The following is a 14,133-nucleotide window of genomic DNA, read 5'->3' as shown; positions in this document are numbered from 1 at the left end:
GATCGTTCGCTCATGCATGGCCGGTTCCCGCGGTGATCTGAGTGACGCGGTGCTTCAAGGTGGCGACGATTGTCTTGAGCGTTTCCTTCTCTTGTCCACTGAGGGGGGCGAGCGGCGCCCGGACCGGTCCCGCCGGCAGTCCAGCCAGCTCACATCCGTGCTTGATCGACTGGACGAACTTGCCGCATTCGAGGAAGTCCATGAGCGGCAGCATTGCCGTCATGATCGCGCGCCCCTTGTCGAAGTCCTTCTCGACGACGCAGGCCTCATAGAGGGCGATATGTTCCTTGGGCAGGAAGTTGGAGCCGGCGCAGACCCAGCTCCTTGCGCCCCAGGCGAAGAACTCGAGTGCCTGATCGTCCCAGCCACAGGATAGCGCGATGTGAGGATATTTCCGGGCCAGCAGGTGAAGACTGGCCATGTCGCCGGAACTTTCCTTGATCACCACGATGTTTCTGGATTCGCTGACGCGGGAGAAATACGCGTCTCCCATCATCACCCCCATACGCGCCGGATAGTTGTAGAGCATGATCGGCAGGCCGGCTGCCCGGTCCACCGTCAAGGCGTGGATCGCGTTCTCCTCCTCCGTCGGCAAGGCATAAGGCGGCGATGAAACGAGAATGGCGTCAGCGCCGATCTCCTTGGCCGCCTTGGCGAATGCCACGGAGTCCTCCGTTCTGGTGGCACCCGTGCCGACGATCAGCGGCAGCCGTGAGCCGATCACATTCTTGGCGAGGACGGCGAGGTCGAAACGTTCCTGGGCACTCTGGGCATAGTATTCGCCAGTGGATCCACCAATGATGATGCCGTGAACGCCAGCTTCGATAAGGGACTCGAGCACGGCTGCAAAACCCTTGCGGTCGATTTGCCCGTCTTGCCCGATCGGCGTGATGGCGGGGGTGTAAATGCCTTCGAACTTCATGATCTCTTCTCCATCGATAGGGTCGGAATAGGGGCGAGTGGTCTCCGCCGCGGCGACGCCTGTCCCGGCTTTCAAAGTTTCGTTCGGATGGGTGCAGGTCTGCCGCCGCTCAGTGCGGCGTTACAACCGCTGCGGCCAGCCGCTTCAGATCAACAACGCCGACGGGCATGCCGACGGCGTCGACCACCACCAGATCCTTCGCATCCTTGTGCGCCAGGATCTTGAGGGCGGCCTCGATCGTGCTTCCCGTGCGCAGCGTTGCGCCATTGACGGTGTGATCCGCAGAGACCGGCGTCATGACGGCTTCCACATGAACGACTCGACCACGGTTCACCTCCTTGACGAAATTGGCGATGTAGTCGTCGGCCGGCCTCAGCACGATATCCTGGCTTGATCCTTGCTGGATGATTTCCCCGTCGCGCAGGACGGCGATCTGGTCTCCCAATCGCAGCGCCTCGTCGAGATCATGCGTGATGAAGACGATCGTCTTCTTGATCTCCTTCTGCAGGTCGAGAAGCACCGTCTGCATGTCCATGCGGATCAGCGGGTCGAGTGCCGAATAGGCCTCGTCCATCAAGAGCACCGGTGCATCGTTGGCGAGCGCGCGGGCAAGGCCGACGCGCTGCTGCATGCCACCCGAGAGCTGATTGGGGTATTTGTTCTCAAAGCCCTTCAGTCCGACGCGTTCGATCCAGCGCATGGCGATGTCAACGCCCTTTTCGCGCTCGACGCCCTGCACCTCAAGGCCATAAAGCGTATTGTCGAGAACATTGCGATGCGGGAGCAGCGCGAATTTCTGGAACACCATTGCCGTCTGGTGCCTGCGGAATTCGCGCAGCTCTGGTTGGCCCATCTTGACGACGTCGACACCATCGACGAGCACTTCGCCGGCTGTCGGATCGATCAGGCGGTTGATGTGGCGGATGAGCGTGGACTTGCCCGAACCAGACAAGCCCATGATCACCTGAATGTAGCCGGAGGGGATTTCAATGTTGATGTCCCGCAAGCCGAGAACATGCCCGTGCCGCTCGTTGAGCTCTGTCTTCGTCAGGCCCTTTTGCACGGCGTCGACATGCGCTTTCGCGTTCGGTCCGAAGATCTTGTAGAGGTGGCGGATCTTGATGCCGCCAAAAGCATGATCAGCCATGGACGATCTCCCGGTGTTTCTGCAGCCGTTCGCCATAGGCCTGGCTGACACGGTCGAAGATGATGGCGATGCCGACGATGGCGAGACCGTTGAAGATGCCGAGCGTGAAGTACTGGTTGGCAATCGCTTTCAGCACCGGCTGGCCAAGGCCCTGAACACCGATCATCGAGGCGATGACGACCATGGCGAGCGCCATCATGATCGTCTGGTTGATGCCAGCCATGATGGTGGGCAGCGCCAGCGGCAACTGCACGTTCTTGAGCTTCTGCCAGCTCGATGAACCGAAGGCGTCGGCCGCCTCCAGCACATCCTTGTCGACGAGGCGAATGCCGAGATTGGTAAGCCGGATCATCGGCGGGATGGCGTAGATGACGACGGCGATCAGGCCGGGAACCTTGCCGATGCCGAGCAGCATCACGACTGGGATCAGGTAGACGAAGCTCGGCATGGTCTGCATCACGTCAAGCACGGGATTGACGACGCGCTGAAGGCGATCGGAACGGGACATCAGAATCCCGATCGGGATGCCGATGGCGATCGACAGCAGCGTGCAGACGAAGATCATCGAGACCGTCCGCATCGTATCGTCCCACATGTCGAAATAGCCGATCGCCAAGAGGGTCACCAGACAGCCGAGCACGACTTTGAAACTTCTGCTGGCGCCCCAGGCGATCGCTAGGATGATGATGAGGATGATCGGCCAGGGCGTTTGCGTCATGAAGCGCTCGGAAGCGATCAGAAAGTGCTGCAAGGGGGAGAAGAAGCCCTCGATGGTGTCGCCATAGGCGCGCGTGAACGACCGGAAGCCTTCGTCTATCGCTTTTTTCAGCGTGCGAAGCGCGTCGTCATTCATGTGTGGGAATTCATAAAGCCATTCCATTCGGTTCCTCCTTTTTGAAGAAGCCGGCGCAAGATTTCGATTTTGACAAAGGGTGCGGCGCGCCTGAGCTCACCGCACCCAACAGCGGCTTAGAGGGCCGATTTGATCTTTTCGGCCGCTTCCGGCGAGACCCACTTCGACCAGACCGCTTCGTTCTCCTCGAGGAAGTGCTTGGCGCCTTCTTCGCCGCTTGCCTGATTGTCCGTCATCCAGGCCATCAGCTTGCTGACGGTGTCATTGCTCCAGGCGCGCTTGTTGAGGTAGTCCATGACCTCAGGCCCAACCTTCTCGGAGAACGGCTTGGCCACCAGCGTCACGATCGTATCGACGGGCCAGGCGCTCGGCTTGGGATCTGAACAATCGGCAACGGTGATGCAGCGCTTCCATTCGGCGGCGTCGAGCGGTACACCGGCATCGAGCTTGACCATCTCATATTTGCCAAGCAGTGCAGTTGGTGCCCAGTAGTAGCCGGCCCATCCTTCCTTGCGTTCGTAGGCCTTGGCGATGGAGCCGTCGAGACCCGCTGCCGAACCGGTGTCGACCAGCGTAAAGCCGGCCTTCTCGGCTTCAAACGCCTTGAAATACTGGGCGGTGACCACCGTACCACCCCAACCTTGCGGGCCGTTAAATATGGCGCCCTTCTTCGGGTCTTCCGGATCGGGGAAGAGTTCCGGATGTTTCAGCACGTCGCCAATCGTCTTGATGTCCGGATGGGCATCGGCAAGATACTTCGGGATCCACCAGCCCTGTACGCCGCCATCGGGAAGGGGGGAGCCGACCTTGATGATCCGGCCTTCTTCCGTTCCCTTCTTGACGATGTCGGGCAACAGGTCGATCCATGCTTCCGGGGCGATGTCGGGCTGGCCCTTCTCCGCCATGGAGGTGATCGTCGGCACGGTGTCGCCGATGGTGATCTCGGCGCTGCAGCCGTAGCCCTCGTTGAGGATGAACTTGTCGAGATTCGATAGCACCTCGGCGCTCTGCCAGTTCATGCTGGCGATGGTCACGCTTCCGCATTCGGCGGCACTTGCTACTGACGCTCCGCCAAGTAGGCCGAACATCAAGCAGGTCGATGCAAGTAATTTTTTCATTTTTTCCGTTCCCTCTTTTGGCGGCGTGTTTGTTTCATCAAAGCCGGAGTGCCGCGACCACCGACTGCAGTTATCGAAAGGTTCCGCCGCCGCGTTTTTTGCGCGGCGATTATCTATTCACCGCCGGCGCGCCATTCCCTGAACGCGAGGTTCGCCTTCGCACCGATTGTCCGGAACGGTTGGCGGGGCAGCGGTTTCGGTGCGGCAAAGCGCGCGAAGATTTCGGTCAGTCGTGACTTGACGCCGAGCATCAGGTCGGCCGCCGCGATGCCGTTTGCGGTGGCTTTCGTGGCGCCGACGCCGTTGCACCCGCAGGCTGCAAATAGGCCGCGTTCGATCTCGCCGAAGGCGGGCACGGAGTTCCATGTCAGCGCCATTGCGCCACCCCATCGAAACTCCATCGGAATATCCGCCAGTTGGGGAAAGCGGGCATGATACTTCTGGTCATGCTTGGCACCCGCACGCCGAAGAGTCCCATCGCCCGCCTCGATGTCGTGGTGATAGGTGTAGCGGGAGCGAACGAGAATACGATCGCCACCTTGACCCTGAATGCGCCGGACAGTCGTGCCCATCGGAAGGGCAGGTGTGGCCGCCCATTTGCGTTGACCAGGCAACAGGCTCGGGTCGAATTCTCTCGTCATCGAGGCAAAGGTGAAGACGTGGAGGAGCTGGCTCTTGAAGAAGCCGAAGCTTTCCGCATGGCCATTGTTCGCCAGGATGATCCGGGCCGTGCTGATCGATCCTTGGGGTGTCTTGACGAGCCAGCCGGGCCCCATGTTTTCCAACTGCACCGCAGGGGTTTCTTCATAGACCCTGACCGGTTCGCGCAGGCTATCGGCGACGCCGCGAATATACGCCGCCGGCTGCACCATGACGGTTCCAGGGGTAAACAGCGCCGACGTATAGGTGTTGGTGCCCGTCACTTCGGCGATTTCGTGGGCATTGAGTAGCTGATGCTTTTCGTCGAGTTTCACCAGCCCCTTGGCATAGTCGACCAGATGCTGGTCCCCCGCATCGCTGATCGCGACGCTGTAGCGCCCACACGGATCGAAAATCTCTCGGCTCCAGCCCTGTTCCTCGGCAACGGCATGGGCAAGAGCAATGGCCGTCCGGCTGATCTCGATCGCTTCGCGGCTTTTTGCGGTCGAGTCCCCGCCGTAATCTTCCGAGGAGACTTCATGTGGCAGGTCGATGATAAATCCGGAGTTTCGACCTGCCGCAGCGTCGCCGATGATGCCGGCCTCAAGGACGGCGACATGGAGTGTCGGATCGAGTTCCATGATTCGACGTGCTGCGGAAAGGCCCGCGAACCCACCGCCGATAATGACGACATCGGCGCTGCTGTGCTCCTGAAGCCGGGTTTTAGCTCGGCGGGGAGGAAGCATCGCCACCCATCCCGAAACCCCCGTGTTCTTCGGGAGCCTCTTTGCGGCGAATACCTTTTTCGAGGGCGTGCTCACGGCTTAGGCTTCTCGTTCGATCAGGCCGCCCAGGGCAGCGCGGATGGTTTCGATCCGGTCTGCCGAGAGCGGGCGGAGCGGCTTGCGCGGCCCGCCGGCGCCATGGCCCGTGAGTTCGGCCGCGGCATAGACTGACTGCACGTAGTCGCCTTCCCAGATGAGGGACATGGCCGGTTCAAGCATGGACCAAATCTCTCGCGCCTTGCTCCATTGCCCGGCGGTCGCTGCGGCGACCAGCGCGAGGGCCGTGCGCGGCGCAAAGTTGGCGCCACCCCAGATCAGGCCGCTCGCCCCAGACCAGAGAGCGAAGGGAACGAGATGGTCAGACCCGTTCATGACCGGAAGACCGGTGCGGATGAGCGACGCTTGCTTGCCGAGATCGCCGCTGCTGTCCTTGACGGCGCAGAAGTTCGGGATCGCGCAAAGCGCGCTTAGGAGCGAGGGCGTCACCGTCACGCCGACGGCGTGCGGGACGTTGTAACCGATGACCGGAAGGCCGGCGGCGGCCACTTCCGTGTAGAAGTCGATGACGCCCTCATCGTCCGTCGGGCCTTCGAAGAAGGGTGGCAGCACCATGACGCCGTCAGCGCCGCAATCGGCTGCAAACTTCGTCCGCTCCACCACGTCGTCGGTCAACAGCGCCGAGGTTTGCGCAATCACCTTTGCCCGGCCGTTGATGATCTTCGAGCCGCGCCGTACGAGATCCTTCGATTCTTCTCTTGTCAGATAGACATGCATGCCGGTGCCCGAACTCAGCACGAAGCCGGGCACGCCGAGCGCCAGGTAGCGCTCGATATTCTGCTCGAGCCTCGCATAGTCGATGCGACCTTCAGCATCGAACGGTGTTGCAATGGCGAGGTTCAGTCCGGGAAACGGAAAGCTGCTCATGATTACAGGTCCGCGGTTTCGTCGTCGTTGAGATCGAGCCAGATGGTCTTGAGCTGGGTGTATTGGTCGTGGGCGTGAACGGAATTGTCCCGCCCGCCAAAGCCGGACTGTCTGTAGCCGCCAAACGGCGTGGTGATATCGCCTTCGCCGAAGGAGTTGACGGTGACCGTGCCTGCCCGAAGAGCGCGGGCAGCCCGCATGGCGCGCTTGCCGTTGCCGGTGAAGACGGAGGCCGTCAGGCCGTAGTCCGTCTCGTTGGCGATCGCCACCGCCTCTTTCAGGCTGTCAACGGTGATGACCGTCAGGATCGGTCCAAAGATCTCTTCCTTCGCATGCCGGGCGGCGTTGCTTCCGACCTCGACGATTGTCGGGTGAACGAAGCGGCCGTGGCTGGTCTCGCCGCCATGAAGGACCTTCACGTCATTGCCGAGATAGCTCGCAACTTTTCTATAGTGCGCCTCGGAGACGAGGGGGCCGACACGGTTGGCCGGATCCAGCGGATCGCCCACGTGCCAGTTCTTCACCTCGGAGACGATCTTTTCAACGAGCTTTTCCTTGATGCCGGAATGGACGATCAGCCGAGAGATGGCTGAGCAATTCTCCCCCATGTTCCAATAGGCGCCGTTGACGATATGGGCGGCAACCGCGTCGAGGTCGTCGGTGTCATCCATGACGATCGAGGGGTTCTTGCCCCCCATTTCCAGGACGACTTCCTTGAGGTTGGACTCGGAAGAATATTTGAGGAAACGTCGACCGGTCTCCGTGGATCCTGTGAAGGACACGGCATCGACATCCATGTGCCGGCCGATCGGCTCGCCGACCTGCGAACCAGAGCCAGTCACGACGTTGAGGACGCCGGCGGGTATGCCTGCCATGAGGGCCAATTCGGCGACACGCAGGGCCGTCAGGGACGTTTCCGCGGCCGGTTTGACCACCAGGCTGCAGCCCGCCGCAAGCGCCGGCCCGATCTTCCAGGCAAGCATGAGGAGCGGAAAGTTCCACGGCAGCACCAATCCGACAACACCCACGGGTTCGCGGACAACAAGCGCGATATGGTCGTTCGAGGCAGGCGAAACCTGATCGTAGATTTTGTCAATCGCTTCCGCATGCCAGCGCAGGCAGTTGATCGTCTCCGGTACGTCAACCGTCTGGCAGTCGAGGATCGTCTTGCCGCTGTCCAAGCTTTCCATGACCGAGAGCTCGACCAGATTGTCCTCAATAAGTTGGGCCAGGCGAAGAAGGGCCTGTTTGCGGGCGGCGGGATGCTGTTTCGACCAGCGCCCGTCGACAAATGCCTGCCGCGAGCTTGCGACTGCCGCATCGACGTCCTCAGGACCGCAAGCAGGCAAATCCGCGAGCTTCTCTCCTGTCGCGGGATTTGTCGTTGCGAACGTGCGTCCCGATTGCGCAGCGACAGAACGACCGTCGATGACGGCCTTTGAGGGGAGGAGCAGTTTCGAGGCGATTTGCTCGTATTGCGCTCTAGTCAGAAGTTCCGTCATTTTTCCTCACATCACTCCGAAAAACCATCCGCCCCGCTCGGGCCCGGCTCGACGCTCCTGTGGAGCACGCTCGCCAATGAGTCATAATACAATAGATAGACATATGATCTACTGTCAATAGACAAGCGGTAGTTAGTTGGAAGATGGGCTCCCGCCCGCCTCCCGGACGCGGATAGGCCCCAAAAACGATGCTGGGCACTCGCTTTTATGTAGCGGCTTGCAGATCTCTGGCTGAGCAGGCAAAAGGAGTTGTGTTGCCCGCGCAGTTGTCGACGCAAATCGAAAAGCGTTGACTGGTCTACTTTTTGTAGACAAGATAGGTTCAAAAGGAGTTTGCCATGGCGAACAATCTAAGCTCACCTGACCTGAGCGTCGGACCGGATCGAAAAGCTGCCCTGAGCAGCACCTTGCGCCACCGCATCCTTACCATGCAGATAGCGCCGGGATCGGTCCTGGACGAAGTGGCGTTGAGTGAGGAGTTTGGCCTGTCCCGCCCCCCGGTGCGCGAAGCGATGCGACAGCTTGCGGGGGAAGGGTTCATTGAACTTGAAGCGAACCGACCGGCCCGCGTAACCTCAATGAGCTACCAATCCCTTCGTGATTTCTTTTTGATCGCGCCGATGATCTATGTGGCGGCCACGCGGCTGGCCGCCGAACACGCGTCGAAGGCCGACATCGCGGGCCTGCGCGAGATTCAGGACAGCTTTCGCGACGCGGTCCACAGCAATGATGTCGACGCCCGCGTCTTCTACAATGATAAATTTCACCTTCGGGTCGGTGAAATTGCCAACAATGCATTCATTCTTCCAAGCCTTCGCCGGCTGCTGATCGATCATGCGCGCATCGGCAAGATTTTTTACAGACCGAGCAACGCGCGCATGTTGGAGGAATTGCACGAGGCGTCCCGCCAGCACGACGAGATGATCGATGCAATTGCGAACCACGACCCTGACCGAGCGGAGGTGCTGGTTCGTGCTCACCTGGATCTGTCGCGCCGGAACATGGCGATGTATGCCGCCCCGGAGGGGATGGCGATTGCTCTCGGCGTTTAACGCATCCGGGGCGGTAGGTATTAATACGCTAGCCGGCCAGACGAGTAATCTCAATTGGAAGCGAAACGACCAATCGCGTCGAAGACAGTGCGGGACATGCGGAGGGGTTGCTCCAGCGAGCGAGGCGGCCTGCCGCTGACACCCGGCACGTGAACTCCGAGTTTTTCAAGCCGTCGGATCTGGTCATGGGCGCGCAAGACGTGGTCGCTCCCGGGCGGGCCGGGCATCATGGCAATCACCGTCAGCCCGACGGCGGGAGAGGCATCGCCCGTTCGAAAACTTGGCGTGTCCAGCGACCAGGATCCGCCGGAAAGACCGGCCGACAGCATTTCGACCAGCAGCGCGACATTCGCTCCCTTCCGTCCGCCGAAGGGTAAAAGGGCGCCGGCGAGCGCCATTTCGGGATCCTGGGTATCGGAGCCGGTGGCGTCGACCGCCCATCCCTCCGGGATATGCCGTCCTTCGGCGGCGGCCGCGACGATGTTGACGTAAGCGGTGGCGCTCGAGGATTGGTCGATGATGAGTGGCGGTTCGTTGTCGCCGAGCGGGAACCCGAAGGCGATCGGGTTCGTGCTGTAGACGGCCGCTCCTCCGGCCTTTGCGGTGACCATGGCATTCGCATTGGTGGCCGCAAGGCCGCTCAGGCCCTCCAGCGCGAGCCGGCGGACGTAATAGCCCAGTTCGCCCGTGGTGTAGCTGTTCTTCTGGCCGAACATGGCAATCCCGAAGGTGCGTGCTGCGTCGACGAAGTCCCGGAAGGCAAGATCAAAGCCGAGTTGTGCGATGCCTTGGTCCGCGTCGGATGCCAGAAAGGCGGGAAAGGGGCGCGTGACGACCGGCGCCGGATCGCAATTGATACGGCCGTCACGGAAACTGTTGAGATAGTCCACCAGATGTGGAAACCCGACCGCGAGGGGGCCAAAGCGAGCGGCCGAAAGGGTCGCGTCGACGAGTGAGCGGGCACTTTGCGGATTGGCGCCGGCGCCAAGGCATGCTCTGAGCGCAAGTTCCTCCCCTTCCGCCCCGCCGAGTTCCACTTCATCCGCCATATCAGATCTCCAATCCCGCCTTCCGGCCCTCGTAAAATGCATAGGGCGCCTGGCGCGGCGCCGCGCAATCGCCGATCTGGTGGGTCGGAATACCTCGTTCCGTCAGCCCCGGCATCAGCCAGTCCGCCGGCGAATTGGTGGTGGCCGTGACCAGCGCATCGGCTTCGACGAAGCGGCGTTCTCCCGTGTTGTGATCGACGATTGTTGCGCCATTGCCGTGCCATTCGCTGATGCTGGCTTCGACGATCCATTTGACGCCGAGCTTGCTTAGCGCCTGCCGCGTGGGAACGTCGGCGGCGGTTCTCTGCAACTCCTTGCCGACGAAGGGATCGGGCGTCAGGATCGTCACCAGGTGGCCTTCCTCGGCAAGCTTCCAGGCGGTGCCGCAGCCGCGCCAGCCGCCACCTTCGTCGAGAAGCAGGACGCGTTTGCCCGGCCTTGCCTGGCGTGCCATGACGGCTTCGACCGTAAAGACGTTGCCCTTCGCCAGACCCGGCATTGTCCCGACCGTCGGTAGCGCTTTCTGGAAGCCCGTCTCTGGCGAGTAGGAGCCGGTGGCGACGACGACCCGGTCGAATTCGGAAGGTTCGATGTCCTCAGCCTCGATATAGGTGTTGAGGCGAAGCTCGACGCCGAGTTTCTCGAGCTGGCGCTCATACCAGGCGATGAGATCGAGGATCTGTGCCCTTCGCGGCTGCATCCCAGCCAGCAGGAAGTTTCCGCCGAGACGGCTCGATGCTTCGGCAAGCACGACCTTGTGGCCACGCTCCGCGGCCACCCGAGCGGCTTCCAGTCCGGCGGGACCACCGCCGATCACCAGCACGCGCTTTGAAGCACCGGTCTTCAGGAAACGGTCGCCGTTCCATTCGGCCTCGCGGCCGACGGATGGGTTGATCAGACAACTGATCCAGTAGTCTCGCGATCGACGTCCCCAGCACATCTGGTTGCACGAGATACAGCCACGAATGTCGTCCGGACGATCCTCGCCCGCCTTCGTCGCCAGATGTGGATCGGCGATCTGGCCGCGCACGATCGAAACGAGGTCGGCTACTCCTTCGCCAAGCACTGTTTCTGCGTTTTCCGGGGTGCGGATGTGACTTTCGGCGATCACCAGGGCATTCTTGACGACACCTTTCAGGACCGATGCGAGATCGGCGCCAAGTTTCTCCGGGTAAAGGAACGTGGGCATCAACTTGTAGAAATCAAGGTAACCGCCCGAACCGCAGGTGACATAGTCGATGAGGCCCAGTTCATCGTGCAGGCGGATGATCTCGGCAAGTTCGTCGCGTTGAAGAGCAACTTTGACGTCCGGCTCGTCGCTGACGGCAAGGCCGACGATGAAGTCCGGGCCGCAGACTTCCCTGATCCGCGTCAGGATTTCCCGCGACATGCGCGTGCGATTTTCGAGCGAGCCGCCCCATTGGTCGTCGCGTCGATTACACCAGGGGGTCCAGAATTGGTCGACCATGCCGAGATAGGCCGCCCAGACCTCGACGCCGTCGAAGCCGGCATCCCGACAGCGCCGTGCCGCGTCGACGAAGCCGTCGATCGTCTCCAGGATTTCCACTCCGGTCATCGGATGCGAGCCGTCGCTGTCGTGATAGCTCGGCCCGCCCGACGGCGACCAATGCGGATGAAAGGAGTTGTCGGAATCTCCATGGGCGCCGACGTGGTAGAGCTGCTGGATCGCGATCGCCCCATGTTCCCTGATCGCCTCGACCACCTTCTTGAAGTGGGGGATAACGCTATCGTCGGAGTGGCGGAAATTGCCGCGGGTCAAAACGGCTGCGGCGTGGACCGGCATGGGCTCGACAACGATCATCGCGGCCCCGCCGATCGCCCGTTCACGGTAATAGGCGGCATGGCGTTCGGTCGGCAGGCCCTCGACCGCCATGTTCGCCGTGTGGGCGCCGAAGACGATCCTGTTCTTCAGGGTATGGGCGCGTAATTTGAGAGGGGAGAACAGCCGGGGAAACTTCTTGGACATGGCGCAACTCCGGACGGAAGGGGATCGGGACTGGAATGGGTGCGCTTCGGCAACCCTTACGCTTTTCCGGGCGGAGAACCGTCCGCCCGGAGGGGAGACATATTGGGGCGGTCGCCCGTGTCACGCGGCGGTGGCTGCAATCGCCATTGCACGATCGTTTGCTTCATGCGCATTGACCATCGCACCCGCCAACTGACGGAATGTGACGATGCCGAGAGGCTTGCCCAAAGGATCGACGACGGTGATGTCGCCTTCGGGCGCTGACGCGAGCGTGCGCACCGCCTCTTCGATCGTGAGATTGGCGGCAATCCGCGGTCCGCTATCGACGGCGGTCGCGCCGCATGGCGTCATGATTGCCTCAACATGCACGACACGCCCGCGGTTTACCTCCTTCACGAAGTTGGCGACATAGTCGTCGGCGGGTCTCAGCACGATGTCCTGGCTTGACCCCTGCTGGATGACCTCGCCGTCGCGCAGAATGGCGATCTGGTCGCCGAGCCTGAGCGCCTCGTCGAGATCGTGGGTGATGAAGACGATCGTCTTCTTGATCTCCTTCTGCAGGTCCAGAAGCACAGTTTGCATGTCTGTGCGGATGAGCGGATCGAGTGCCGAATAGGCCTCGTCCATCAGCAGAACCGGTGCGTCGTTGGCAAGCGCCCGGGCAAGGCCGACGCGCTGCTGCATGCCGCCGGAGAGCTGATTGGGATATTTCTGCTCGAAGCCTTTGAGACCGACCCGTTCCAGCCACCGCATGGCGGTGTCGGTGCTCTGCGCACGCGACACGCCCTGGATTTCGAGGCCGAAGATCGTGTTGTCGAGCACGCTGCGATGCGGGAGCAGCGCAAACTTCTGGAACACCATTGCCGTCTGGTGGCGGCGGAATTCCCGCAACTCCATTTCGGGCATCTTCACCACATCGACGCCGTCGACAAGGACTTCGCCGGCCGTCGGGTCGATCAGCCGGTTGATATGGCGGATGAGCGTCGACTTGCCCGAGCCGGAAAGCCCCATGATGACCTGGATGGAGCCCGACGGCATTTCGATATTGATGTCGCGAAGGCCGAGCACATGTCCATGGCGCTCGTTGAGTTCGGCCTTGCTCAGGCCGTTCTGGACCGCTTCGACATGAGCCTCAGCGTTCGGCCCGAAGATCTTGTAGAGATGGCGGATCGCGATGCCGCCGAAAGCATGATCAGCCATGGACCACCTCCCGGTGCTTCTGGAGCCGTTCGCCATAGGCCTGGCTGACGCGGTCGAACATGATGGCGATACCGACGATCGCAAGGCCGTTGAAGATGCCGAGCGTGAAGTACTGGTTGGCGATCGCCTTCAGCACCGGCTGGCCAAGACCCTGGACGCCGATCATCGACGCGATGACGACCATGGCGAGCGCCATCATGATGGTCTGGTTGATGCCCGCCATGATGGTCGGAAGCGCAAGAGGAAGCTGCACCTTGAAGAGCTTCTGCCTGTTGTCGGCGCCGAAGGCATCGGCTGCCTCCAGCACGTCCTTGTCGACCAGGCGAATGCCGAGATTGGTGAGCCGGATCATCGGTGGGATGGCGTAGATGACGACGGCGATCAGGCCGGGAACCTTGCCGATGCCGAGCAGCATGACGACGGGGATCAGATAGACGAAGCTCGGCATGGTCTGCATCACGTCGAGCACGGGATTGACGACCCGCTGTACCCTGTCGGAGCGCGACATCAGAATGCCGATCGGCAGTCCGATCGCGATCGACAGCACGGTGCAGACGAAGATCATCGAGATCGTCCGCATCGTGTCGTCCCACATGTCGAAGTAACCGATCAACAGCAGCGTCACGAGACAGCCGACGACGATCCGCAGGCTTCTGGTCGCTGCCCAGGCGATAGCCAGGATCAGCAGGGTGATGATCGGCCACGGCGTCTTGGTCATGAACCGTTCGGCGGCGATCAGAAAATGCTGCAGTGGCGTAAAGAAACCCTCGATCAGGTCGCCGTAGCTGCGTGTAAAGCCGCGAAACGTCTCGTCGATGACCTTCTTCAGGTCGCGAAGCGCGTTGTCGTCCATATGCGGAAATTGATAAAACCAGTCCATTCGGTTCCCCTTCTCGAAAGAGCCGATCCGTTCTTCCTTGTTATGTCGGCATGAACGATGCGGCGTGCAGAAGCA

General features: G+C 61.2%; 12 protein-coding genes. 1 reads left to right on the top strand and 11 read right to left on the bottom strand.

Going from position 1 to position 14,133, the window contains the following annotated elements:
- Nucleotides 1-10: 10 nt before the first annotated feature.
- The 7 genes from AC1Z3V_RS02790 to AC1Z3V_RS02760 form a co-directional block, all read right to left on the bottom strand.
- Nucleotides 11-922, bottom strand: coding sequence for a dihydrodipicolinate synthase family protein (locus AC1Z3V_RS02790; protein ID WP_483497100.1), 912 nt, complete (start codon nt 920-922; stop codon nt 11-13).
- Between the two features lie 109 nt (nt 923-1,031).
- On the bottom strand, nt 1,032-2,069 hold the full coding sequence (locus tag AC1Z3V_RS02785) for a quaternary amine ABC transporter ATP-binding protein (RefSeq protein ID WP_483497099.1): 1,038 nt from the start codon (nt 2,067-2,069) through the stop codon (nt 1,032-1,034).
- Nucleotides 2,062-2,949, bottom strand: coding sequence for an ABC transporter permease (locus AC1Z3V_RS02780; RefSeq protein ID WP_483497097.1), 888 nt, complete (start codon nt 2,947-2,949; stop codon nt 2,062-2,064). The genes AC1Z3V_RS02785 and AC1Z3V_RS02780 overlap by 8 nt, the downstream gene beginning before the upstream one ends.
- A gap of 89 nt (nt 2,950-3,038) precedes the next feature.
- Nucleotides 3,039-4,040 (bottom strand): ABC transporter substrate-binding protein, encoded by a 1,002-nt coding sequence (locus AC1Z3V_RS02775; RefSeq protein WP_483497096.1) that lies wholly within the window; start codon nt 4,038-4,040, stop codon nt 3,039-3,041.
- A gap of 113 nt (nt 4,041-4,153) precedes the next feature.
- Nucleotides 4,154-5,500 carry an NAD(P)/FAD-dependent oxidoreductase gene (locus AC1Z3V_RS02770; RefSeq protein ID WP_483497095.1) on the bottom strand — a complete coding sequence of 449 codons (1,347 nt, stop codon included), beginning with the start codon at nt 5,498-5,500 and terminating at the stop codon, nt 4,154-4,156.
- A 3-nt stretch (nt 5,501-5,503) separates the two neighbouring features.
- Nucleotides 5,504-6,388 (bottom strand): dihydrodipicolinate synthase family protein, encoded by an 885-nt coding sequence (locus AC1Z3V_RS02765; RefSeq protein ID WP_483497094.1) that lies wholly within the window; start codon nt 6,386-6,388, stop codon nt 5,504-5,506.
- A gap of 2 nt (nt 6,389-6,390) precedes the next feature.
- Entirely contained in the window at nt 6,391-7,890 is a 1,500-nt protein-coding gene (locus AC1Z3V_RS02760; protein ID WP_483497093.1) for an aldehyde dehydrogenase, read from the bottom strand.
- 338 nt (nt 7,891-8,228) lie between these two features.
- Here AC1Z3V_RS02760 and AC1Z3V_RS02755 point away from each other — a divergent pair, with 338 nt between their 5' ends.
- The gene (locus tag AC1Z3V_RS02755) at nt 8,229-8,942 is read left to right on the top strand and encodes a GntR family transcriptional regulator (protein WP_483497092.1); all 714 of its coding nucleotides are present in this window, start codon (nt 8,229-8,231) and stop codon (nt 8,940-8,942) included.
- 50 nt (nt 8,943-8,992) lie between these two features.
- On the opposite strand, the gene AC1Z3V_RS02750 is transcribed toward AC1Z3V_RS02755, so the two are convergent.
- The 4 genes from AC1Z3V_RS02750 to AC1Z3V_RS02735 form a co-directional block, all read right to left on the bottom strand.
- Nucleotides 8,993-9,991, bottom strand: a complete 999-nt coding sequence (locus AC1Z3V_RS02750; protein ID WP_483497091.1) for an Ldh family oxidoreductase — start codon at nt 9,989-9,991, stop codon at nt 8,993-8,995.
- 1 nt (nt 9,992) lies between these two features.
- Nucleotides 9,993-11,978 carry an oxidoreductase gene (locus AC1Z3V_RS02745; protein ID WP_483497090.1) on the bottom strand — a complete coding sequence of 662 codons (1,986 nt, stop codon included), beginning with the start codon at nt 11,976-11,978 and terminating at the stop codon, nt 9,993-9,995.
- A 120-nt stretch (nt 11,979-12,098) separates the two neighbouring features.
- Nucleotides 12,099-13,178 carry a quaternary amine ABC transporter ATP-binding protein gene (locus AC1Z3V_RS02740; protein ID WP_483497089.1) on the bottom strand — a complete coding sequence of 360 codons (1,080 nt, stop codon included), beginning with the start codon at nt 13,176-13,178 and terminating at the stop codon, nt 12,099-12,101.
- A complete protein-coding gene (locus tag AC1Z3V_RS02735; RefSeq protein ID WP_483497088.1) occupies nt 13,171-14,058 on the bottom strand; it encodes an ABC transporter permease in 888 nt (295 codons plus the stop codon). Before AC1Z3V_RS02735 ends, AC1Z3V_RS02740 begins: the two co-directional genes overlap by 8 nt.
- Between the last annotated feature and the right edge of the window lie 75 nt (nt 14,059-14,133).

Source organism: Ensifer sp. 38_S197 (genome assembly GCF_056924495.1).
This window is presented reverse-complemented; position numbering and strand designations above follow the sequence as displayed.

Coding starts and splice junctions, on each gene's coding strand:
- AC1Z3V_RS02790 (WP_483497100.1), bottom strand. CDS start 922: ATGAAGTTCGAAGGCATTTACACCCCCGCCATCACGCCGATCGGGCAA.
- AC1Z3V_RS02785 (WP_483497099.1), bottom strand. CDS start 2,069: ATGGCTGATCATGCTTTTGGCGGCATCAAGATCCGCCACCTCTACAAG.
- AC1Z3V_RS02780 (WP_483497097.1), bottom strand. CDS start 2,949: ATGGAATGGCTTTATGAATTCCCACACATGAATGACGACGCGCTTCGC.
- AC1Z3V_RS02775 (WP_483497096.1), bottom strand. CDS start 4,040: ATGAAAAAATTACTTGCATCGACCTGCTTGATGTTCGGCCTACTTGGC.
- AC1Z3V_RS02765 (WP_483497094.1), bottom strand. CDS start 6,388: ATGAGCAGCTTTCCGTTTCCCGGACTGAACCTCGCCATTGCAACACCG.
- AC1Z3V_RS02760 (WP_483497093.1), bottom strand. CDS start 7,890: ATGACGGAACTTCTGACTAGAGCGCAATACGAGCAAATCGCCTCGAAA.
- AC1Z3V_RS02755 (WP_483497092.1), top strand. CDS start 8,229: ATGGCGAACAATCTAAGCTCACCTGACCTGAGCGTCGGACCGGATCGA.
- AC1Z3V_RS02750 (WP_483497091.1), bottom strand. CDS start 9,991: ATGGCGGATGAAGTGGAACTCGGCGGGGCGGAAGGGGAGGAACTTGCG.
- AC1Z3V_RS02745 (WP_483497090.1), bottom strand. CDS start 11,978: ATGTCCAAGAAGTTTCCCCGGCTGTTCTCCCCTCTCAAATTACGCGCC.
- AC1Z3V_RS02740 (WP_483497089.1), bottom strand. CDS start 13,178: ATGGCTGATCATGCTTTCGGCGGCATCGCGATCCGCCATCTCTACAAG.
- AC1Z3V_RS02735 (WP_483497088.1), bottom strand. CDS start 14,058: ATGGACTGGTTTTATCAATTTCCGCATATGGACGACAACGCGCTTCGC.